Here is a 23,560-nt window from a genome sequence, read left to right on the forward strand (position 1 = left end):
TGAAATAAAGTGAAATTTTCAATTATAGTACCAAGCTATAACTCGGAAAAATATATTGAAGAGTTATTGAACAGTCTAAAAAATCAAAAGTATGATAAAAAGGATTTTGAAGTGATAGTTGTTGACGATTGTTCAACAGATGACACACTAAAAATTGTAGAGCCATATAAAGATAAGATGAATTTAATTGTGAAAAAGCTTGATACTAATTCAGGTGGCCCAGGTAAGCCAAGAAATACAGCACTACAAATTGCTCAAGGAGAATATGTATTTTTTGTAGACTCTGATGATTATATTAATAACGATACGTTAAAAGATGTGTCTAAATTTGTAGATAACAATAATGCAGATGTGGTATTAGTAAGAATGGAAGGTGTAAATGGTCGTGGTGTTCCAAGGTCTATGTTTAAAGAAACAAGTGACTCTGTGACACTGGAAAATTCGAGGATTATATATACACTAGGTCCTACTAAGTTCTATAGAACATCGTTATTACGCAATAATAATATTGATTTTCCAGAAGATTTGCGTAGCGCTGAAGATCAACTATTTACAATGAAAGCTTATCTCAATGCGGATAAAATAGCTGTACTAGCTGATAAACCTTATTACTATGCTGCAAAACGTGAAGGCGAACATATGAGTTCAGCCTATGTTTCACCAGAAGATTTTTACAAGGTCATGTCATTGATAACAGAAGCAATATTAGACAGTCCTTTAGATCATAAACATAAGGTGCTAGGTTATTTTATAGATCGTCATTTCTCCTTCTCAAGAACTAATAATTTTTCTCTGAAAATAGCCGATGATAAAAAAGAAGTATGGATGGATGCATTAGGTGACTTTATTCAAAAAGTACCTTCAGAAGTAGATGAATTAGTAAACGATTCCTTGAAACCATTGTTGTATTACGCACGTCTAAAAGATATGAAACATTACCAAATGGTTGAAGAAAGTTATAAAAATGGTCGCTTTTATAACTATAATGCACACCAAGGAGAACTGGAAATACAATTTGGTGAAAATGAGCCGTTTTTCAAATTCAAACAATTGATTAAACCTGATTTAAGAATGTCACATTTTAAATTTAATGATAAAGGATTTGAAATAGAGCTAGAATTCTTAAAATCAATCATTAATCCTAATCATGTTGCGACAATGATTCAATTAAAGCTTGTTTCTCGAAACAAAAAAGAACTGATTTATGTACCGTTAGCAATTAACGATCAATCTCGCTTTAAATTTAGTGCGTCGATGAATGATATAATCCCATACTTGGTGAAAGAAAAAGTTTGGGATGCCTTTTTAGAGATGAGAGTAGATAATATGATTGTTGAAAAACGTATTGGTAGTAAACGTGCAAAATACCCTTATGAAGTAGAGACAAGTACAATTGCAGAAAGTAATAATAAATATTATCGCTTTACGCCATACTTCACGAAAGATTTTGATAACCTGTCATTCTATGTAACTAATAATAAACTTTATGACATGTTAGAAGTTACTTCTAAAGATAGTAAAACAATACAATTACGTAGCTTAAAATTCAATTACTTATTATCGGAAGGGATGACAGCACTTATGTTGCCTAAACGCTTCACTTATGGTTATTTAAACAGTTTAAACACAAACGATAAGATGACATATGATTTAACTGTGCATGAGAAAGTGAAAGCAAGCGAACTTAAAAAGAACTTTAGAATTGAAACGCCGCATTTAATCTTAAAGTATTAATGATATATTAGTCTATCTTTAAAGACGTTTAAGCTTAAACTCAAAATTTAATAGATGACTGTTAGAATTCTACGGAAATCTAACAGTCATTTTTTTTACAATATAATTATTTTATGGGAATCATGAAATACAAAAGTGAAGAATTAAAAACTGTTAATACCATAGGTTCTTTATGAGCATGCATATTTAATTTTGCTAATGGATAGTTGGTATTATTTATTTGTTTCAGTATTGCAGGATTAATATATTTCTGGTTGAGCTTGTGAGGTAACAATTGTGAAACCATACCATGGTCACGGTTAAGTAGACGTGTAAATACAGGGAAATCGTTGGAGAAATTATGGTTAATATTGACCTCTACGTATTTATGAGTCTGATTGCTTTGATTATTAAACAATAAAAAATGATAATGGTTTTTTGTTTTAGCTATGATTCCATAAGAAAGCAATGCAACTTGATTATTGAGAAAAGGCTTTAATAAACTATAAACATGAACGATAGGCATTACGCTTTGATGGTGATTGATAAGCATAAAGTGCTCTTTATCATCTGTATAATAGGCATAGCCAAAGCCAGCGATGTATTGATTCAGTTCAATCAATAATTCAGACAATAATATATGGGTAGCATCAGTCTCATTATTGAAATAAACTTTTAATGCATTATGGGTTATTTTAGCGAAAATTAATTTTTTTGAATGTTTTATCCCCATTTTATGAAGGAACAGCGCTATATTTTGTTTTAAAGTATTTTCTGATTTAGAATAAGTTGATTTTTTTGAAATTAAGTTTCCAAATGTAATCAAGTCATGGTTAATGTAAAAATAATCTACTTGTAATGCATTAATTTTCTTAATGATGTGAGTGAGGTTATGACCATATTCAATAAAAGGATCTATAACGATTCCTGTTTTTAACAAAGGAAATTGGTGATTTAATCTTTTGATGAGGCATTGCATATCTTTAATAGAACTGGTTTCAAGTTCAAATAATAGAGTTATTTGCTCTAAGCAATTTTTAGTATTAAGCGTTTCTTTCAATACTTTAAGTACATGATAATCAAATGTTTGCATTAAATTTAAAGTTGTAATTTTAAATGTTAAATCATATCCTTGAGTAATTAAATATTTAATTGTTTCAAATAACTGTTGAGTATCTAAATCATTTAAGTACACAAAGTCTGTATTTTTAATTAAAAAGTTTACTTTAGAGAAGTTGGAATAAATATTATTTTGTATAGCATTGTAATTAAATTTTAATAAGTCTTGTAAATTATCTATCCGAATAACCATAAAAGTATCATGGAAGCGTTGATTAAAAGATAGGTCAGCCAGATTTAAAGTATATGGTATTTCTGTTTGATTGCGAGAATAATAATGAATATCCGAAAAATATTTGGATAAATTAGGTTCGTTGATTGCTATTTGATAAGGATCGTTGAAATACCCTTTTCTAAATTGATAAATATACCTTTTAGGAGGTACACCAATATAATGTTTGAAATGTTTTGAATAAGTACTCACATTCATGAACTTATATTTTGTTGCTACATCGTGAATCGCTTTATTATCCTGTATTAAATCAAAGACTGATAAAGCAATTTTCAATGAACTTATATATTGTTTGAAATTCATAGTTAATATTTTTGAGAATAAAATAGAGATATAGGATTGTGAAATGAAAAATGTTTTGGATACTTGCTTAGTAGTTAAAGTGTCATAGATATTTTTATGGATATATTGTGTTAGGCGATAAACTAGTGGGTGCTTTGTGTATAGAGGTGGTAAATAATTATATTGTAATGTCACTTTTGCTTCTTTTAGTAAAAACTCGATTATATTAGAAATATAGTAATTCATTACATTTTTGTCTTGAGCATTATTTTGGAGCTTTTGTAAAATTAAATTTTTGAATTGCTCTACATAACGTATTTGATTAAAGTCAAAAAATGAATGCGATAAACATGCATCTTTTTCAATAAATAAAGGTAATGGGATATCTAGTTCAAGAAGATCTTGAACATCAATCATTTGATATAAATCAGCATTGTTAATTATAACGCCATTTTCTATCGTCATAATTGAGCCATTCAAATTAATTTTACATGGCTTCCCTAACGGAAGAAGTATAATAACCTTATTTATACAGCGTGTTAATTCAGTTGTGTAATGACTTCTAATAGATAAAGAACTTATCACAAATATCACCTTTGCCTAAATATAAACCGATTGCTTTATAGTAATAACGCTATTGTACAACTGTGACATGAAAAAATGTTCGAATATCAAACAAGATTAATAAATGGATATCTTAAAGAAATAATTAGTTGTTCAGATAAATGATTTCTTAATGGAGAATTGGAATTCATTAAATTTATTGGGCTTTGAATTAATAAATAAGATACTTCATTTAGAACGTGAAAATTTGAGGTTAGTTACAAATAAATGGATTTGTATATAATTTTTAAACATAAGCTAAATATATGCAATAAACATAAAAATGATGATACAAATACTTCTGTTTTAAATTAAAGTGAGAGAAAGTAGTAAATAATGAAAAAGAAGGAGTTTGTTGCACTTAAAAATAAGGATGACGTGCTAACCTTATGATTTATTTAAGGATAATAAAAGGAACAGTGAACAATACAAGAAGATCTAAAACCACAGCCTGAAAGTGATTTTAGATCTCTTGCAATGGGCCATATTGAAGTATATGCTCATTTGCTGAGAATCATGTTGATACGCTTTATTAAAACGGGTGCATAAAGTTTAATTCTGGGAATGGAATATAACTATGATAATAAACGGCACGATGATGGGCCTTTATATAAAACGCAAACACATTCTCTATAAATATTATATAACTAACAATGTAGTCTTACAATATAAAATGCATAAATAATAAAAATTTGCACAATGCAAAGTAGGATTGTTAAAATGGCTTAACTTTCTTGAAATTAACATAAGTTAGCACTTAATAATGAGAGAGAAATAATTTTTAGTAGAATCATTTTTGGTTAGCATATAAGTCTATAGATTTGAAAATTAAAATTGAACAGGTAATAAATAAAAACAAAGTAAATAAGCCATTAAATAAAGTATTTCTGAAGATTTGAAAGATGGTTATAGAGCTAAGTTTTTCCAAAAATATGGAGCCAGTTGTTTGGATTTCAAACAAATCAAGGGAGAACAGTATTAACGTGATAAAGACCATGTAGATTAAAGCTATAACAAAAAGATTTAATATATCAGACAAAAGTATTTTTTTCATAGTCACCAAGCTCCTCTCTTATTTCTCTATAACCGATTAAACAAAAAGTAATAGTAATATGTATAAATTTACCAAAACTTTATAAAAGTGATAAGCAGTCAAGTTATAGCGAACAATATAAATGTTGCATAAGAAAAAGCAAGAATTTAATAAATTAAGTTTAAATCTTAGGTCAAAACTGTTTAACATGCCAATATTGTGCTAAAGAGTAAGTAGTTTAGTTTTATCAAGAAGGGGAGGTTCAATATGTATAAAGCTATTATCTTTGATGTGTATGGAACAATCTTTGATATGTCATCCTTAGAAAATGATATGACTCAATTTGATGATGAATTAGCAGCATCAATTTCAAAACTATGGCGAAAAACGCAATTAAACCATATGTTTTTAAGACAAATTATGCAGCGCTATATTCCATTTGATGATTTAACTAAAGATGCTTTACGCTATGTACTGGATGAACATAAAATTCAGTATAATAGGGACGACATAAATCAATTATTTGATGCCTTTTTAGATTTAAATTATTTTAATGAAATTCCACGTGTACTTTCTAGTTTGAATGGAAAAGGTTTCGATATTGGTATACTTTCTAATGGCAATGATAGTATGTTAATGCCGTTAGTCGACAATTCAAAAATCAGTGACTATATAAATACTGTGATTAGTGTAGATGAGATTAAGCAATATAAGCCAAGTCCTGCGAGCTATGCGTTAATATTAGAATATTATAAAATGACTAGAGAAGATATTTTGTTTGTGTCTTCAAACTCTTGGGATGTAACGGGAGCAGCTAATTTTGGTTTTGATACCGTATGGGTAAACCGTAAAGGAGAACAATATGATGATAATGGACAGTCGCCGACCATTACAGTGAATAATTTAAATGAAATGGCAAAGTGGTTAGAAATGAATAAATAAATATAATAAAACAGCCCTAAATTTTAGGGCTGTTCAGAGTGTCGACAAAGTTCACGACTTTGTCGACATATTTTTATGCAGGCAAAAAATGTCTGTAGTCTTTAGCTTATGCCTTTTTAACTAGTCAGGAGTCGGCCTAAATTACTGTAACTTTTCAATCAAAATCGATATGTTAAATTTCGTATATGACGTTGTCGAAGACAAATATTTGAAGTGTATAGTCTTATTTCAATGGTATAGTACTTAAATCTAATTGATAAAAGGCTAAATCAAGCCACTTATCAAATTTATAACCTACCTTATGTATGGTACCTGAATGCGTAAAGTTAAATTTTTTATGTAAATAAATACTATAATCATTTGTAGCATCAATACCAGCAACTAATGTTTTATAGCCATTGCTGTGTGCCTGTTCAATGATTTCTGAGAGTAATTGAGAAGCAATACCTTTACCTCTATGGTGTTTATTAACGTAAATAGAATGTTCAATTGAGTATTGATAGGCAGGCCAATCTCGAAATGAACCATAAGTAGCAAAACCGATTGCTTCTCCTTGCTCTTCATATACGATGATAGGTTCATTATTGTCGGCCTTTTTTTCGAACCAAGCTTCTCGTGATTCTAGGGTTTGGGGATTATATGTATAAACTGCTGTAGTATTGAGTATAGCATCGTTATAGATGTCTAATATATTAGGTAAGTCGGATTGAACTGCGTTACGTATCATAATATATCATCCTTTCAGTGAGTTTTTGTGAAAATAATTCATAAGTGTAGTTAGAAAATCATTTATTTATATTTAACACCTAATATGATGAATACGCAATTTATTGTTATGAAAGTTAACATCTTAGATTATATAATAGACAATACCTTAAGAAAAGAATGTATAGCCTATTATGCGTTGTGCTATACTTATGTAGAATTCTATAATAATTAAAGCTAATAAAGGAGTTATAAAGCATGAAAAAATGGGGGAGCCGACTCATTTCACTTATTGGAGTATTGCTTATATTGGCAGCTATTTATATCTTTGCCAAGCCACATATTGATAATTATTTTACTGAGAAAGAGAACGAGGAAAAAGTTGAAACTTTCGATAAACAACATAACAAGAACCAACAAAAGCATGTTGAAATACCAAATGATAAATCAGAAATGGCAGGCTATATATCCGTGCCAGATGCAGATATAAAAACACCAGTTTATCCTGGACCAGCGACACCAGCTCAACTTGAAAGAGGTGTGAGTTTTGCTGAAGCAGATGAGTCATTAGAAGATCAAAACATTGCAATTGCTGGTCATACGTTCACAGGTTCATCGACCTATCAATTTTCTAACTTGCCAAAAGCAAAAAAAGGAAGCAGTGTCTATTTTAAAACTGGTAATGAGGAAAAAACATATAAAATCACTAAAATATTTGACGTGAAGCCTGAAGATGTTGAAGTTCTAGAAGAACAACAATTAGATAAACAGCAATTAACTTTAATTACTTGTGATAACTATAATGAACAAACAGGTGAGTGGGAAGACCGTAAAATATTTGTAGCTGAAGCGACTTAAATGATATTAGTAATTGAAAAAAGACCGTATCGAGACGATTGTATTAAACTACTGTGATTGAACAAGAGTGTAGTTTAACGGCAAGCATGAGCTTGTAATAATCGCTTGATAACGGTCTTTTATATTATTGATCGATAACGTCGATAAAACGTTTTGTTATTTCTTTTGGACGCGTAATTGCTCCGCCAACGACAGTACAATGCACACCGAGTTCAGTAACTGCTTTGAACATTTCAGGGGTGATGACATTACCTTCAGCAATAACTTTAGCATTAACATTTGCTAAAACATCTTTAAGAAATTGGAAATTATTTTCATATAAAATATGTCCTTTAGTATAAGAGGTATAGCCACGTAATGTAGTGCCTACATAATCGAAACCTAATTCGTCCGCGTATTGCGCTTCTTCAAGCGTTGAAATATCAGCCATAATCTCAACATTTGGTGCTGCTTGTCGTATATATGAAACAAGTTCTTGTAATGATTCTTTAGGACGTTGTTGTTTTGTAGCATCTAAGGCAATTACTTCACATTTACTTTCAATTAATTCATCAATTTCTTGACTTGTTGCTGTAATGAAAACGTCTGAATTATCGTAATCACGTTTAACGATACCAATGATTGGTAGGTTAACTTCTTTTTTGATAGCAATGATATCTTCTTTAGAATTTGCTCTAATGCCAACTGCGCCACCTTCGTATGCAGCTAGAGCCATTTTTGACATGATAAATGATGAGTGTAAAGGCTCATCAGGTAAAGCTTGGCATGAAACAATTAATCCTTGTGGTAACATAATATTACACTCCATAACTTTAGTAGATTTAATATAAAAATTAATTTGTATCGACTTAGTAATTTTAATATAACATCAAGAAAATAACAATCAATAGTTTTCGTTGTTATGAAAAACATTTTCATATATACTTTAATTATTATTTATTTTGAAAGGGTGAATTTTATGAAATTTGAAAATCGTATTCAACGTTATCATCATTTATTTACAAAAACTGATAAACAAATTGTTGATTACATTCAAAATAATGATTTTGATGATACATTTTCCACAATTAATTCGCTAGCGTATGCTATTAAAACATCACCAGCGACCATTACACGCTTTAGTAATAAATTGAATTATGACAACTTTCAAGATTTGAAATTTAATTTACAACAAGAAATGACGGACAGAGTTATTGAGAACAGCCCCCTGATTCAACGTATCCATAAGTATCATCAAGATATTATTCAACAAACAGGAGAGTTTATATCTGATGAAAAAATTCAGAGTTTTGTAAATCAAATTAATCGTAGCCGTCAAATTATTTATGCTGGGCTCGGTAGTTCAGGTTTATCTGCAACTGAATTTTACTATCGCATGATGCGTATGGGACTGAAGGGGAGCGTTTCTACAGATGCGCATCAAATGAAAATATTTGCGTCATTATTAACAGCTTCGGATACTTTTGTAGCTATTTCAAATAGCGGTGAGACTACAGAGTTAATTGCTGCTGCAGAAATTGCACATGAACGAGGTGCTTATGTGGTAGTCATTACAAATTATGAAGGAAGTCTTTTAACGCAATGCGCAGATTTAGTATTAATTACAACGGATCAATCTAGAATTAATGATACACAATTTATTAATACACAAATAGCGACGCTTTTCTTAATAGATATTGTCAGTTATTTATTGTTAGATGATAAATATATGAATAATGTTTATCAACAAACTAAAAAAGTGATTTTAAATGAATGATAACAACAGATAACCTGCGAAATGGAGTGCGTGACTTTTCTCATATTTACTGAATGACATATAGTTGTTCAAATTAAAGAAACGCAGGATTTCACAGGTTATTTTTAAAATTTAGAAATTGCACCAAACAGTGAAGCATGATTTTGTGTACGTGTAGTTTGTATGGCTGCATGACCATATTGTGGAGGTAAGAACCTTTCTATTTTTGGTGTGATATATTTGAGTAATTGCTGATCTTGGGAAGATATACCACCACCGATAAGAATTAAACCAGGATCATAGATGATTTGAATTTGTGCAATACCTTCGGCAACAGCTTGACTCCTTTGATTAAGAATAGATAGTGCCAACGTGTCCCCTTGCTCAGCTAATTCAAATAGTTTAGGTACATCCTCTTCATAGGGAAACGCACGAGATAACATTAAAGATTTTAGTGCTGAAGTTGAGGCGCGTTGTTCAAATGTCTTATTCTCTTCCGCGTTATATAATAAATAACCTATTTCATTTGCTCTATTACGTTCTCCATTGTATAACTGTAACGTATCGTTATAAAAAGCGCCGCCAATCCCAGTACCTAGTGTAAGACAAAATATATTATCCACTTCATATTGGTGAAGACTAAGTTCACCGAGTAAGGCGGCATTCACATCATTAAAGACTTGAACTTGTGCATTCAGTGGTGCTAGTAAATGGTGAAAATTTGTGCCATTATAATTAGGTATTGTTGGTCCAGTGTAGACAACGATGCCATTTTCTTCATCAACAACACCAGCACTAGATATGCCTACTTGTAAGGGATTAAGATTGTATTCTTTTTGAAAACGTTCAACTAATGCGTATACAGTATCAACGATAAGATGATTAATATTGTCCGGTGTAGAAACTTTGTGATAATCTATAAAACTTAAATCTTCGTCTAAAACAGCCGCCTTAATTGCTGTTCCTCCGATATCAATTGCGACTTTATAATTTTCCATATGCCATGCCTCCTGTAACATCTTCTTATTATATGTATCATCTTTGTATTTAAATGTGTAGTTATAACTACATCTGAAAATTATTTTCATAAAATATCATAATAAATGATGAAACTTTTCAAAAAGCTATTGCCACTATTTATGGTAGCGTTTACAATTTGAGATGTAAATAGAAATCTATGGAAGATGATATATAGATCATAAAAGGTTATATACATTTTTTATAATAATAACTTAAGAAAAATAGATGGAGGGTTATCACATGGAAGAGAACTTAAAAGGTTTATATGCAGCGTTGTTAGTACCGTTTGATGAACAAGGTCAAGTGAAAGAAGAAGGATTAAAACAGATTGCTAAAAATGCAATTGAAACAGAAGGTTTAGACGGATTATATGTAAATGGTAGTTCTGGAGAAAACTTTTTAATAAATAAAGAACAGAAAAAACAAATCTTCAAACTTGCTAAAGAAGCAGTAAATGATGACGTGAAGATGATTGCACAAGTCGGTTCTTTAGATTTAAATGAAGCGATTGAATTGGGGAAATATGCTACAGAATTGGGCTATGATGCAATTTCAGCAGTTACGCCATTTTACTATCCTTTCTCATTTGAAGAAATTAAAGATTATTATTTTGAATTAATTGAAGCAACTCAAAACAATCTCATTATATATGCTATTCCTGATTTAACAGGTGTGAATATATCAATAGAGCAATTTGGCGAACTTTTTGAACATGAAAAAGTAATCGGTGTGAAATACACTGCACCAAACTTCTTCTTGCTCGAGCGTATACGTAAAGCATATCCAAACAAATTAATTCTTTCTGGCTTTGATGAAATGTTAGTCCAAGCTGCAATATCTGGGGTAGATGGCGCAATTGGCTCAACTTATAATGTGAATGGTAAGCGCGCTAGACAAATTTTTGAAAAAGCTCAAAATGGTGAAATTGATGAAGCTTATCAAATTCAACACGATACAAATGACATTATTGAAAATGTATTATCCATGGGTATCTATTCAACATTAAAAGAAATTTTAGCAACGCGTGGTATTGATGGTGGCCAACCTAAGCGCCCATTCAAACCATTTGATGAAAGTAATAGAAGTAAATTGGAAACATTAATCAAAAACTATAATTTATAAAACATCACACAAGGGGATGAAGTAAATGCAACAGGTAGGTTTTGGTACATGGAACTGGGTAGCAGTTATCGCTTATTTATTGATTATGTTATTAATTGGTGCATACTTTACCAAACGCGCAAGTCAAAATACAGATAGCTTCTTCACAGCAAGTGGACGTTTGCCGTCTTGGGCAGTAGGTTTTTCTATTTATGCAACCACTTTAAGTGCGATCACGTTTATGTCTACGCCAGAAAAAGCATTTCTAACTGACTGGTCTTATATTGCTGGTAATATTGCAATTGTAGCTATTATTCCACTGTTAATTTATTTTTATGTACCGTTTTTCAAAAAGTTAAATGTTACTTCTGCATACGAGTATTTAGAAGCACGATTTGGGCCGAGTGTCCGTGTCATAGGTTCATTACTGTTTGTGTTATTTCATATAGGTAGAGTTGCAATTGTAATTTATTTACCTACATTGGCAATCACAGCAGTATCTGATATGAATCCTTATGTGGTTGCGAGTCTCGTTGGGATACTTTGTATCTTATATACCTTCTTAGGGGGCTTTGAAGGTGTAGTATGGAGTGACTTTATTCAAGGGGTCATCTTATTAGGCGGTGCCGCAGCAATTATCATACTAGGTGTATCACACTTACAAGATGGTATGGGCACACTTATATCAGATGCAATGGAAAATAAGAAAATTATTAGTGTAGATAACTGGAAATTAAATTCGGCAGCTGCAGCAATTCCTATTATTTTCTTAGGTAATATATTTAATAATTTACATCAATATACTGCGAGTCAAGACGTGGTACAACGTTACCAAGCGTCAGATTCAATGAAAGAAACGAAAAAAGCATTGTGGATGAATGGTGCTTTAGCGTTAATTTCTGCACCATTATTTTATGGTATGGGTACAATGCTTTATTCATTCTATAGCCATGAAAGTACTTTACCAGAAGGCTTTAATACGTCATCAATCGTACCGTATTTTATACTTACTGAAATGCCGCCGTTTGTTGCTGGAATATTAATTGCTGCTATTTTTGCAGCCGCACAGTCAACGATTTCATCAAGCTTAAATTCAATTTCTGCTTGTTTATCTGTTGATATTAAACATAGATTTTTCGGCAAAGGTGAAGAAAAAAGCGAAGTCGCTTTTGCAAGATGGATGATTATTTTAGCTGGTTTATTTGGTTTTGGAATGTCGCTCTATCTTATTGCAGCAGATTCCAATGATTTATGGGATTTATTCTTATTAGTTACAGGCCTTGTAGGCGTACCATTAGCAGGTGTATTTGCAGTTGGTATATTTACAAAACGTACAAATACATTTGGCGTAATTGTAGGACTAATTTTGGGAATCATTATTGCTTATATCTTTAATGGCGTAGGTGGAGGAAACTCACCATTCTTTGTTTCAATTATTTCATTTGTAGTTGCTTTTATCTTCTCTTATATTGTGAGTATTATTGTCCCAGATGAGAAGAAAGATATTAAAGGCTTAACGATTTATGACATTAAAGAAAAATCTAATTATATTTCTAAAGTGCATGTTAAAAAACATAAAAGTTAAGCAGCATCATACAACTACTTAACTTAATTAAAATAACTGTTAAAGACATAATATAGCTTGAAATAAAAGCAAAAATCAGTACGTTGGAAGTATATAGACTGTCGAAAAAGTATTAAATTTTTCGGCAATTTTTGTATTTATTTTCCATTATTTAAGCTATAGGAAAAAATATAAAATTAAATTACTTAAAAATGATTTTTTTAATAAGATAGTGAGCGTTTAATATTAATAATTAAATTACAATATATGATGAATTTACTTTGAATCACACTGTATAGTCGATATAATGTAAAGATATACATAAATAGGAAGATTTGAGGGGATATTATGATAAAAGCAATTGCGGTTGATATGGATGGAACATTTTTAGATTCCAAAAAAGGTTATGATGAAAAAAGATTTGAACAAATTTTTCAACAGCTCAAAGCACATGACATTAAGTTTATTGCAGCAAGTGGTAACCAATATGCTAAATTAAAATCTATTTTCGGACAACGTGATATGTTGTTTGTAGCTGAAAATGGTGCAGTTATATATGAAGGGGATACTTTATATGACTATGAAGCATTTGATAGAAGCTTTTATCAAAAAGTAATTGACTATTTAAACATTGAGCGTGGCATTGATAATCTGATTGTTTGTGGATTACGTAGTGCCTATATACTAAAAGATAATACAGAAGCGTTTAAAAAAGAAGCGCATTTTTATTATCGTCAATTAAAAGAAATTGAGTCATTTCAAGATTTACCAGATGATGAATATGTGAAAATAGCATTGAATATTGATAGAAAATCACACCCAACACTAGATGAAGACTTAAGTGAAAACTTTACTGAAGATTTAAAGCTTGTATCAAGTGGTCGAGACAGTATCGATCTTATTATACCTGGAATGACTAAAGGCCAGGCATTGCATCGTTTATTAAAGAAATGGGAATTAAGTCCTGATAGCTTGATGGCATTTGGTGACGCCAATAATGACTTAGATATGTTAGAGCTTGCAACACATAGTTATGTTATGAAAAATAGTGAAGATAAAACATTATTTGAAGTAGCAAATCACATTGCACCTACGAATGATGAACAAGGCGTGTTAACTGTAATTGAAGAAAAAGTATTAAGCGCACTGAATTAAATATATAGGAAAGCGGGACAGAAATCTTTAACTTTGCTGTATTTATGTGCCTTACGCTTAAACTGTCGACAAAATCGTAACTTTGTTGGCAGTTTTTTGTTTCTTTTTTACAGATATAATTTAGATAGTGCTATATAAACTTCATACTCGCTTGCCTAGGATACAGTCTTAATCGCTTATATTAGCCGTCGCAATTATATAAACATATTATTTCAATAAGAATTAGAAAGTAGCTATACTGATATATATATAATTGATTTGAAAGGTAGGTTACTCAGGTTATGACACAAATGCAACAAACGATCTTAGATGCGTTTAATTTTAGACATGCAACGAAACGTTTTGACGCAAGTAAAAAAATAGAAGACAGTGATTTTAATACTATTTTAGAGGCGGGCAGACTTTCACCAAGCTCACTCGGATTAGAGCCATGGAAATTTGTTGTGATTCAAAATAGTGAGATTAGAAGCAAATTGAAAGAAATCAGTTGGGGTGCAAAAGGCCAGCTAGATACAGCAAGTCATTTTGTCTTAATCTTAGCACGCAAAAATGTTACAGCGAAATCACCATTCGTTCAACATATGATACGTGATATTAAAAAGTATAGTGAAGAAAGTATTCCAGCAACAGAAGAAAAATTCGAAAATTTCCAAACGAGTTTTCATATTAATGACACTGAACAAACATTGTTAGAATGGGCTAAGAAACAAACATATATTGCACTTGGAAATATGATGACGAGTGCAGCATTGTTAAACATTGATTCTTGTCCTATAGAAGGTTTTGATTTGGATGCAGTCACTCAATTCTTAGCTGAAGAAGGTATTGCAGATACAGAACACTTTGCACCTTCCGTAATGGCAGCTTTTGGTTATAGAGAAACAGAATCTAAAGACAAAGTACGCCAGCCTCAAGCAGATGTTGTAGAATGGTTATAATAAATATTTGAATTTGTATAATAAACAAAACCTCCAAACTACCTACTTTTTGTAGAAGCTTTGGAGGTTTCTTTATATACTTTATTCGAAAAGTTACCAGTAGTTATTTATTTTTATCAGCCACAAGTGAAGCGTCGCTGTGTATTGCAATTTCAAAACCTTCTGGTCCGATAAATTGTTCAGAAGTTGCACTAGGTTTGTATATATCAACATGTGATAAACCAAAACTTGTGTCGTTATCTTGACGTACCGTGTTGGATTGCCATACGTTTGCTGCGATATGGTGGTGGTATTGATTGGTAGACATAAATAGCGCTTGTGGGTAATCGGAAATATGTTCTAATCCCAATTGATCAATATAATAATGACGCGCTTGTTCTAAGTCTGCAGTTTTTAAATGTAAATGTCCTATTTTGGCATCGTCAGGCATACCTTGCCAACCTGTTTCTGTACGTTGTGCAACAAGGTCATTAACATCGACTTGCAGTGTATCCATTTTTACTTTATTGCCGTTCCATGACCATTCGTTTTTTGAGCGGTCATCATAGATTTCAATCCCGTTGCCTTCAGGATCTGAAAGGTATAACGCTTCACTGACAAGGTGGTCACCTCCACCAACTTGAACGCCTAAACTTGATGCGTGATATAAGAAGTTAGCTAAATCTATTCTAGATGGTAATAGTAGGGCGATATGGAATAGACCCGCTTCTTTCATAGAAGGGCGACGTCCATCAGTGATTTCGTGTAAAGTTAAAGTGTGACCATGGTTGCCTATATTAAATATGACGTCCTTTTGAGTTTCAGTATTGACGGTTAAACCTAAAATTTGTTTATAAAATTTAATCATTGTTGATAGGTTTTCAACATTTAAAGTGATATTCGTTACTTGGATTGATGTATTATCGTGAAAAGTCATAATAAAGCTCCTTATCATTACTTGTATTTGTTATTGTTACAAGTTTGAGTTTAGAGTATCTTACTTTATAAGTCAACACAATTTGCTCGAATGTACAAATAGAATTTCAAAGCGATTTATAGTTTGAATTTCAGCATGTGGTATATTAAGGTTAAATGAAAAAAGTTAACGGATAGGAGTTTTGAAAATGGCACATTATTATTTTAAAGAAAATTTTTTCAGTTCTTCCAAATCAGCAATTGATGTGTTTAATGATAAGGATGAAGCGGTATTTAAGTTACAATTATTTTATACTTCATCAACACAAGAGGCTTTTGCAATGTTTGGCAATAGCAAACAAAACTTTGAGATCACAGATGGCAAAGATACGTATCGTATTCTTCAGGAAAAAACTATAAGTGGGGCGTTTAAAACACCATTTAAAACAGTATGGCAAGTAGAAAAAAACGACAATCCAATAGGTGTTTTTCGTTCGAAAATAGGCTTTAAACCTACGTTGCTTTTTGAGGGTAATAAAGGTGATACATTAAAATTTCAATCAGGACTTTTTTCTAGAAGTGTAAAAGTGACAGATGGACATAATGAATTAATGCAAACAAAGTCTGAGCGCTTTAAATTAGCGTCACGTCATGACGTATATATTGAAGGTGAAACGTATCACCCAGCAATGTTAATTATGTTGTTCCAAGTGTTTTACGAATTTCAAGAACAACAGCGAAAAAACTCAAACTAAAATGTATTGTATTTATGCCGGCAGTGATTTTCATTGCCGGTATTTTTATATGTCTTTTAGTGACTTGTAGTGTAAAAATATTGATATATTTACCTATGTAAACTTGTGGTAAACTATAGAGAAAGTGTAATTAACATGATTTTGGAGGTGAGGATTTGAAAGTATTTTGGAAATTAGGATGGTTTTTTAAACAACAAAAAAAGAGTTATATTGTTGGTTTATTTACGTTGCTATTAATCGCATTAATTGAAATCGTACCACCTCAAATCATAGGTAAGACAATAGACCAAATGACGACAAATAAGCTAACACCCAAATTATTAACAATCTACCTTATTATCCTAACTATTGTAGCGATATTAACGTATGTTTTAAGATATGTATGGAGATTATCCATTTTTGGAACGAGTCAAAAGCTAGGGCAGACTTTGAGAACCTATTTGTATGAAAAATACACGGCTATGAGCGCGATATTTTTCCAAAACAGACGTACAGGCGATTTAATGGCGCATGCAACTAACGATATAAGAGCAGTACAAAATGCTGCAGGTGCGGGTATTCTAATGATTGCTGATTCGTTAATTAGTGGAGGTACCGTTGTAATTACTATGGCTACGACGGTAAGTTGGAAACTAACATTAATTGCGCTTATTCCCTTACCTTTTATGGTGTTATTAACGAGTTACTATGGATCACTTTTAAGCAAAGGATTTAAAAAAGCACAAGCTGCGTTTAGTAAATTGAATGATAAAACGCAGGAAAGTGTTGCAGGTATTAAAGTGACTAAAACATTTGGTTATGAATCAAGTGACCAAGCAGATTTTAAAGCACTCAGTGATGATGTTGTAGCTAAAAATTTAAAAGTATCGAAAATAGATGCTTTATTTGATCCTACGATAACTTTGGTAATTGGTACTAGCTATTTTTTAGCGATTGCATTTGGTGCACAAATGGTATTTCAAAATGAGATTACGCTAGGACAACTTATTACTTTTACTACATATTTAGGCATGCTCGTATGGCCATTATTAGCGCTAGGTTTATTTTTTAATATTGTGCAGAGAGCCAAAGCGTCTTATGAGCGTATTGATGAAATTGAAAACTTACCGAACGATATAGAAACCACTTATAAAATCGATGGTCCTCCAACGGGTAACATTATATTTAATATAGAACAGTTTAATTTCACGGGTAATGATGAACAAGGACTATATGATATGCATTTTTCAGTTAAGCAAGGATCGACACTTGGAATTGTAGGACGTACAGGTTCTGGGAAAAGTGCATTAATACGTTTGCTATTGAGAGAATTTGATACTAAAAGACCGCAAGATATCACTTACGGTGGCCATCCAATACGTGATTATAATGTGAAGCATTTAAGAGCTCAATTTGGCTATGTGCCACAAGAACATTTTTTATTCTCCACAACGATACGTAATAATATTGCATTTAGTAATGAGGAGATTGATGATGACAGTATTTATGAAGCGAGTCGCTTAAGTCATATTCATGACGATATTATGGCTTTCCCCAATAGTTATCATACTGTAGTTGGTGAACGGGGTGTTTCTTTATCTGGTGGTCAAAAGCAACGTGTGTCAATCGCACGAGCATTGTTGGTAGACCCAGAAGTTCTTATCTTGGATGATTCATTGTCAGCTGTGGATGCGCAAACGGAAGAAGCTATTTTAGCTAATTTAGAAAGTGTGAGAAATGGTAAAACCAATATCATTACTGCACATCGCATGAGCGCTGTAAAACATGCAGACTTCATCATTGTATTGGATGAAGGGACAATCGTTGAAAGTGGTACTCATAACTCACTCATAGAGAAAAAAGGTTGGTATTATGAAACGTATCAAGCCCAAGCTTTACAAGATAAGTTATCACGTAACTTAGATCATCTTACGAAAGGGGGCGATGAAAATGACTGAACGTACTAACTTAACTGCAAAGGACCAAGGAAGTGCATTAATTCGGTTGTTTAAATATACGTCACCCTATAAAGGTACGATTACATTAGCCTTTATCATGCTTATTTTATCCACTGTGGCAAGTATGATGACACCGTATATGGTCAAGATATTTATTGATGATTATTTAACGCCACGCCATTTTCCAAAAGATACGATGATTTGGTTGATTGTTATATTTTTAGGTATACAAATTATAGGTGCTATCACCCTTTATTTTAGTCAGTATATGTTCCAATATTTAGCTTTTAAGGTAATTCAACAATTACGTATTGACGCTTTTAATAAATTAGGTAAATTAGGAATGAAGTATTTCGATAAAGTTCCTGGAGGCAGTATTGTATCAAGATTGACGAATGATACAGAAACAATCGTGGATATGATCATTGGTGTGTTTTCAACTTTTATCATGGCATTTTTTATGATGATTGCAAGTTACATTATGATGTTTATTTTGGACGTAAAATTAGCATTAATTGCACTTGTGTTTTTACCTATTATTTTTATAATATTAGCGACGTATAGAAAATATTCTGCCTTTCTTTTTACTAAAACGAGACAAAGATTATCTGATTTGAATTCTAAATTAGCAGAATCAATTGAAGGTATGAGAATTATTCAAGCGTTTAATCAAGAGCAACGATTAAATAAAGAATTTAACAAGATTAATGATGAACATTATGACTATATGCTGAAAACAGTAAAACTTGATAGTTTATTATTACGTCCTGCTATCAGTTCTATATCTGTTTTTGCAGTGGTCATGATTCTTGGTTATTTTGGTGTTATTAGTTTTACTACTGGCATCACGGCGGGTGTTGTATTTGCGTTTGTACAATATATGGAACGTTTCTTTGAACCTATTAATCAAGTGAGTCAGAATTTAAATATCTTACAACAAGCACTTGTATCAGCTAGCAGAGTATTTGCACTTATTGATGATGACACTTATGAACCACAACAGCATGAAACCAATACACACAAAATTGAGGATGGGAAAATTGCATTTAAACATGTCAGTTTTAGTTATGATGGTGAAACAGATGTACTGAAAGATATCACTTTTACTGCCAATCCTGGTGAGATGGTAGCATTGGTTGGCCATACGGGTTCTGGAAAGAGTTCCATCGTTAACTTGTTTATGCGTTTTTATGAATTTAACCGAGGTGACATTGAAGTCGATGGCAATTCACTTAAGACTATACCTAAAGCTGAATTAAAAGAGAAAATAGGTTTAGTTTTACAAGATGCATTTATATTTTACGGTACAATCGCCTCTAATATTAAGTTATATCATCCTACGATGACGTTTGAACAAGTGAAGGCTGCAGCAGCATTTGTACATGCTAATCATTTTATTGAGAAATTGCCTGAGCAATATAATCATAAAGTAATAGAAAAAGGGAGTGCTTTTTCAAGCGGTGAAAGACAATTAATTGCATTCGCGAGAACAATTGCTACGAATCCCAAAGTATTAATTTTAGATGAAGCAACTGCAAATATAGATTCAGCAACAGAAGAGCAAATACAAAAATCATTAAATGAAATGCGAAAAGGTCGCACAACTTTAGCAATTGCACATAGATTATCCACAATACAAGATGCGGATCAAATCCTTGTATTAAATCGTGGGGAAATAGTAGAAAGAGGGACCCATAATCAATTGATTGCGCAACATGGTATATATCATAATATGTATTTACTACAAAATGGATAAAAGAGGGCGGGCGTATGAAATCAAATTTGATTTCATACGCCCGCCCTACAAGGATGACTGAAAAAAGAATACAAGAACTAAAGCTCTTGCGTAAGAACTAGTCATCTCCATAAATGAGGAAGTAGTTCTTTAAGAACTTGAAACAAATTAAGTTAAATTTCAGCTAGCTATTGTGAAATATCTAATTTAAAATTTTAAAGCTTAACCTACGTAAACATCTTGATAATCTGAATTCTTTTCAATTACTGCTTCAGCAAAAGGACAAGATGCAGTTACTTTTAAATTATTCTCACGTGCATAATCTACAACAGATTTAACTAATTTTGAACCAATACCTTGTCCACCAAATTCTTCTGGAACACCAGTGTGATCGATATCAATTTGATTATCACCTTGTTGTTTAAAAGTAATTTGCGCTTGTGGGTTATTTTCATCATCACCAATGTAAAATTTATTCGTACCTTGTTTAATATCAGCCATTTTATCACTCCTATTATAAATGTATTACTTACTAAATATCACGTTTTGCCAAATGTTAAACAATTTACAGTATGAATTAACATAGAAGTGATAAAGTTAAGTAAGGAAATATATAATGATTAAGCGAAAACCATTGAAAAATATGTGAAATAAGTTTATAGTTTTAACGGAACAATTTCGATTTGGAGGGGCAATTTTTTGAAAAAAAGTATACTGTTGATACTGACATGTGTATGCGCTGTGTTACTCAGTGCATGCGGGGATATTAATAAAGAAGAAAAACAAGACGTCAGTTCTAAAAATAAACTTAAAATATATACGACTGCATTTGCATTCAAAAGTTTTACCGAACAAATCGGTGGTAAATATGTTGAAGCAGAATCTATTTACCCGCCCGGTGCTGATATGCACTCATTTGAGCCTACGCAAAAAGAAATGATTAATATTGCCAAAGGTGATTTATTTGTTTATTCCAGTGAAGCTATGGATCCAGTCGCAAAAACAATTACACGTTCTATCAATAATGATAATTTAAAATTGCCCTTAGCAAAAAATTTGAGTGAAGACGATTTTAAAGCTAATCATAAACATGAGGAAACAGCGCACGAACACGAGGAAGCAGAGCATAGCCATGAACATGAAGAAACAGCGCAAGAACACGAAGAAGCAGAGCATAGCCATGAACATGGCAAGAATGACCCTCATGTGTGGCTTGATCCAGAAATGAACAAAATATTTGCGAAAGAAATCAGAGATGATTTAACGAAAAAAGATCCTAAACACCAAGATTATTATGACAAAAATTATCAAAAATTAGTTAAAGATATTGAAGATATTGATGAGCAAATGAAAGCAATTACTAAAGATACGAAACGTGATAAAGTAGTTATTTCGCATGATTCTATCGGTTATTTAGCTAACAGATATGGTTTTGAACAAGTGGGTGTTAGCGGTATGAATAATGAAGAACCAAGTCAAAGAGATTTGATGGATATTGTTAAAAACATTAAAGCAACAGGACAACCTTACGTTTTATATGAACAAAATATTTCTTCTAAAGTAACGGATGTCATTCAGAAAGAATCTGATACGACACCATTAGGTTTCCATAATATGGCAACCTTGTCCAAATCCGAAGCGGATAAAGAAAACATATCATATCAATCATTGATGAAAGAAAACATAAAATCATTGGATAAAGCTTTGAACGATTAAAAAGCCAAAGTCAAAAAGCCACGAAAGAATGCTGTTTTAGCACATTTCTTCGTGGCTTTTTACTGTTATTATTCAAGTCTGTGACTGATGTGTCTAGTCGTATCTTATATAAGATACAGTGGTATTATAATATTCATCAAGTCCATGAATGCCATCAGCGCCACCTATACCAGATTCTCTCCAACCGGCATGGAAACCATTTACAACTTCTTCAGCTTCACAGTTAGCATAAACTTCGCCAAATTTAAGTCGCTCTGTAGCAGTCATTATTTCTTTTAAATCTTCAGAAAAGATAAATGACGATAATCCGGCATTAGTATCGTTTGCTTGTTCAATAGCATCTTCAAATTCATTATATGTCACAATCGGTATGACAGGACCAAAAATTTCTTCTTTAAATGCACTATCTTGAGGATTAACTTTATCTAAAATAGTTGGTTCATAAAAATAGCCGGCGACATCAACTTTATGTCCGCCTGTAATTAAGTCAGCACCATTTTTCACAGCATCTTGTACTTTGTCATCAATGCTATCAAGCTGTTGTTGATTAATAATAGCACCATAGTCCGTGTCTTTATTGAATGGATCACCAACTTTAAGTTGTTCCATCTTACCTTTTAATTTATTGATAAATGTATCGTGAATCGCTTCGTGTACAAAAATACGTTCTGGACATGTACACACTTGACCAGCATTGTTTACTCTTGCTGTAACGATATAGTCAACAGCTTTATCTAAATTAGCGTTTGAAGTGACGAGCGCAGGTGCATTACCACCAAGCTCTAAATTAACCTTTTTAACTGTACTAGCACTTTCAGCGTATACAGATTTACCTGCACGCATACTACCAGTAAGAGAGATTAATTGAATGTCCGGATGTTGTGCCAATTGAGTGCCAACTGTTTCGCCTTTACCTGGTAGAATTTGTACAAGACCAGCAGGTATTGTAGATTCACGAATAAGTTCTGCAAGTTTAAGTGTAATTAAAGAAGTTGCTTCACTTGGCTTAATCACTACCGAACAGCCAGTAACGATAGCTGGTATGACTTTTCTCATTAATACCATAATTGGCGCGTTCCAAGGAACAATGCCAGCAGTAACACCAACAGGTTTTTTCGTAAGTAAAATAGTTTCGTTTTCACGACTATTTTGTAAAACTTCACCTTTGTTACTCATGCTTAAACTAGTCATATAATCGATGAACTGAATCGCTTTATCAATTTCACCCTTAGCTGAAGCAAGTGTTTTACCTTGTTCTTTAACGTATAGTTCTGCCAATGTATCTTTATTCTGTTCTAATAATGGAATTAATAATTTTACATGATCAGCACGCGTAGGTTCAGGTACTTTTTCCCATTCTAACTGGGCGTGTTTTGATTTTTCTACTGCATCATTAACTTCGGATTCTGTTGCGAATGAAATTGTATCTATTATTTCTTCCGTAGCAGGGTTGATTACGTCTGCTGTGTCAGTTGATTTACTTTCGATAAATTCATTATTAATAAATAATTTGTTCAATTATG

Annotated in this window: 19 protein-coding genes; 12 read left to right on the forward strand and 7 right to left on the reverse strand. The window is 32.0% G+C overall.

The genetic code is table 11. The features are described from left to right. The first annotated feature begins 9 nt into the window (after nt 1-9). Nucleotides 10-1,734 (forward strand): glycosyltransferase family 2 protein, encoded by a 1,725-nt coding sequence (locus AOB58_RS10910; protein WP_064783428.1) that lies wholly within the window; start codon nt 10-12, stop codon nt 1,732-1,734. A gap of 106 nt (nt 1,735-1,840) precedes the next feature. On the opposite strand, the gene AOB58_RS10915 is transcribed toward AOB58_RS10910, so the two are convergent. Next, the gene (locus AOB58_RS10915) at nt 1,841-3,931 is read right to left on the reverse strand and encodes a helix-turn-helix domain-containing protein (protein ID WP_064783429.1); all 2,091 of its coding nucleotides are present in this window, start codon (nt 3,929-3,931) and stop codon (nt 1,841-1,843) included. 1,318 nt (nt 3,932-5,249) lie between these two features. Between AOB58_RS10915 and AOB58_RS10920 the strand changes: the two genes are divergently transcribed. Continuing rightward, nucleotides 5,250-5,924 (forward strand): haloacid dehalogenase type II, encoded by a 675-nt coding sequence (locus AOB58_RS10920; RefSeq protein ID WP_021338602.1) that lies wholly within the window; start codon nt 5,250-5,252, stop codon nt 5,922-5,924. Between the two features lie 223 nt (nt 5,925-6,147). On the opposite strand, the gene AOB58_RS10925 is transcribed toward AOB58_RS10920, so the two are convergent. Then, entirely contained in the window at nt 6,148-6,651 is a 504-nt protein-coding gene (locus AOB58_RS10925; protein WP_021338601.1) for a GNAT family N-acetyltransferase, read from the reverse strand. Nucleotides 6,652-6,887: 236 nt separating this feature from the next. Here AOB58_RS10925 and srtA point away from each other — a divergent pair, with 236 nt between their 5' ends. Further along, on the forward strand, nt 6,888-7,487 hold the full coding sequence (gene srtA / locus AOB58_RS10930; RefSeq protein ID WP_021338600.1) for a class A sortase SrtA: 600 nt from the start codon (nt 6,888-6,890) through the stop codon (nt 7,485-7,487). A 124-nt stretch (nt 7,488-7,611) separates the two neighbouring features. Here the strand turns inward: srtA and AOB58_RS10935 are convergent, their stop codons facing one another. Next, complete coding sequence (locus AOB58_RS10935) at nt 7,612-8,280, reverse strand: N-acetylmannosamine-6-phosphate 2-epimerase (protein ID WP_021338599.1); 669 nt, start codon at nt 8,278-8,280, stop codon at nt 7,612-7,614. Between the two features lie 165 nt (nt 8,281-8,445). Between AOB58_RS10935 and AOB58_RS10940 the strand changes: the two genes are divergently transcribed. Further along, complete coding sequence (locus AOB58_RS10940; RefSeq protein WP_002506682.1) at nt 8,446-9,243, forward strand: MurR/RpiR family transcriptional regulator; 798 nt, start codon at nt 8,446-8,448, stop codon at nt 9,241-9,243. A 104-nt stretch (nt 9,244-9,347) separates the two neighbouring features. On the opposite strand, the gene AOB58_RS10945 is transcribed toward AOB58_RS10940, so the two are convergent. After that, on the reverse strand, nt 9,348-10,220 hold the full coding sequence (locus tag AOB58_RS10945) for an ROK family protein (RefSeq protein WP_064783430.1): 873 nt from the start codon (nt 10,218-10,220) through the stop codon (nt 9,348-9,350). Between the two features lie 262 nt (nt 10,221-10,482). Here AOB58_RS10945 and AOB58_RS10950 point away from each other — a divergent pair, with 262 nt between their 5' ends. The 4 genes from AOB58_RS10950 (at nt 10,483) to AOB58_RS10965 (ending at nt 15,000) form a co-directional block, all read left to right on the forward strand. After that, nucleotides 10,483-11,364, forward strand: a complete 882-nt coding sequence (locus tag AOB58_RS10950) for an N-acetylneuraminate lyase (protein ID WP_002506684.1) — start codon at nt 10,483-10,485, stop codon at nt 11,362-11,364. Nucleotides 11,365-11,389: 25 nt separating this feature from the next. Further along, entirely contained in the window at nt 11,390-12,928 is a 1,539-nt protein-coding gene (locus AOB58_RS10955; protein WP_064783431.1) for a sodium:solute symporter family protein, read from the forward strand. Between the two features lie 327 nt (nt 12,929-13,255). Continuing rightward, on the forward strand, nt 13,256-14,062 hold the full coding sequence (locus AOB58_RS10960) for a Cof-type HAD-IIB family hydrolase (protein ID WP_021338596.1): 807 nt from the start codon (nt 13,256-13,258) through the stop codon (nt 14,060-14,062). A 281-nt stretch (nt 14,063-14,343) separates the two neighbouring features. Then, the gene (locus tag AOB58_RS10965; protein ID WP_002511530.1) at nt 14,344-15,000 is read left to right on the forward strand and encodes an NAD(P)H-dependent oxidoreductase; all 657 of its coding nucleotides are present in this window, start codon (nt 14,344-14,346) and stop codon (nt 14,998-15,000) included. A gap of 103 nt (nt 15,001-15,103) precedes the next feature. On the opposite strand, the gene AOB58_RS10970 is transcribed toward AOB58_RS10965, so the two are convergent. Further along, entirely contained in the window at nt 15,104-15,916 is an 813-nt protein-coding gene (locus AOB58_RS10970; RefSeq protein WP_021338595.1) for a VOC family protein, read from the reverse strand. 187 nt (nt 15,917-16,103) lie between these two features. On the opposite strand from AOB58_RS10970, the gene AOB58_RS10975 reads away from it, so the two are divergent. The 3 genes from AOB58_RS10975 to AOB58_RS10985 all read left to right on the forward strand — a co-directional run bounded on the left by AOB58_RS10975 (nt 16,104) and on the right by AOB58_RS10985 (nt 20,342). After that, nucleotides 16,104-16,649 carry a tubby C-terminal domain-like protein gene (locus AOB58_RS10975; protein WP_021338594.1) on the forward strand — a complete coding sequence of 182 codons (546 nt, stop codon included), beginning with the start codon at nt 16,104-16,106 and terminating at the stop codon, nt 16,647-16,649. Between the two features lie 155 nt (nt 16,650-16,804). After that, complete coding sequence (locus AOB58_RS10980) at nt 16,805-18,586, forward strand: ABC transporter ATP-binding protein (protein WP_064783432.1); 1,782 nt, start codon at nt 16,805-16,807, stop codon at nt 18,584-18,586. Next, nucleotides 18,579-20,342, forward strand: a complete 1,764-nt coding sequence (locus AOB58_RS10985; RefSeq protein WP_064783433.1) for an ABC transporter ATP-binding protein — start codon at nt 18,579-18,581, stop codon at nt 20,340-20,342. The genes AOB58_RS10980 and AOB58_RS10985 overlap by 8 nt, the downstream gene beginning before the upstream one ends. A 201-nt stretch (nt 20,343-20,543) precedes the next feature. Here AOB58_RS10985 and AOB58_RS10990 read toward each other — a convergent pair whose 3' ends face one another. After that, on the reverse strand, nt 20,544-20,822 hold the full coding sequence (locus AOB58_RS10990) for a GNAT family N-acetyltransferase (RefSeq protein WP_002506693.1): 279 nt from the start codon (nt 20,820-20,822) through the stop codon (nt 20,544-20,546). Nucleotides 20,823-21,020: 198 nt separating this feature from the next. Here AOB58_RS10990 and AOB58_RS10995 point away from each other — a divergent pair, with 198 nt between their 5' ends. Continuing rightward, entirely contained in the window at nt 21,021-22,037 is a 1,017-nt protein-coding gene (locus AOB58_RS10995) for a metal ABC transporter solute-binding protein, Zn/Mn family (RefSeq protein ID WP_064783434.1), read from the forward strand. A gap of 93 nt (nt 22,038-22,130) precedes the next feature. Here the strand turns inward: AOB58_RS10995 and aldA are convergent, their stop codons facing one another. Continuing rightward, nucleotides 22,131-23,555 carry an aldehyde dehydrogenase gene (aldA, locus tag AOB58_RS11000; protein ID WP_064783435.1) on the reverse strand — a complete coding sequence of 475 codons (1,425 nt, stop codon included), beginning with the start codon at nt 23,553-23,555 and terminating at the stop codon, nt 22,131-22,133. Nucleotides 23,556-23,560: the final 5 nt, after the last annotated feature.

The sequence above is a fragment of the Staphylococcus sp. AntiMn-1 genome (assembly GCF_001663395.1).
Taxonomy (GTDB): domain Bacteria; phylum Bacillota; class Bacilli; order Staphylococcales; family Staphylococcaceae; genus Staphylococcus; species Staphylococcus equorum.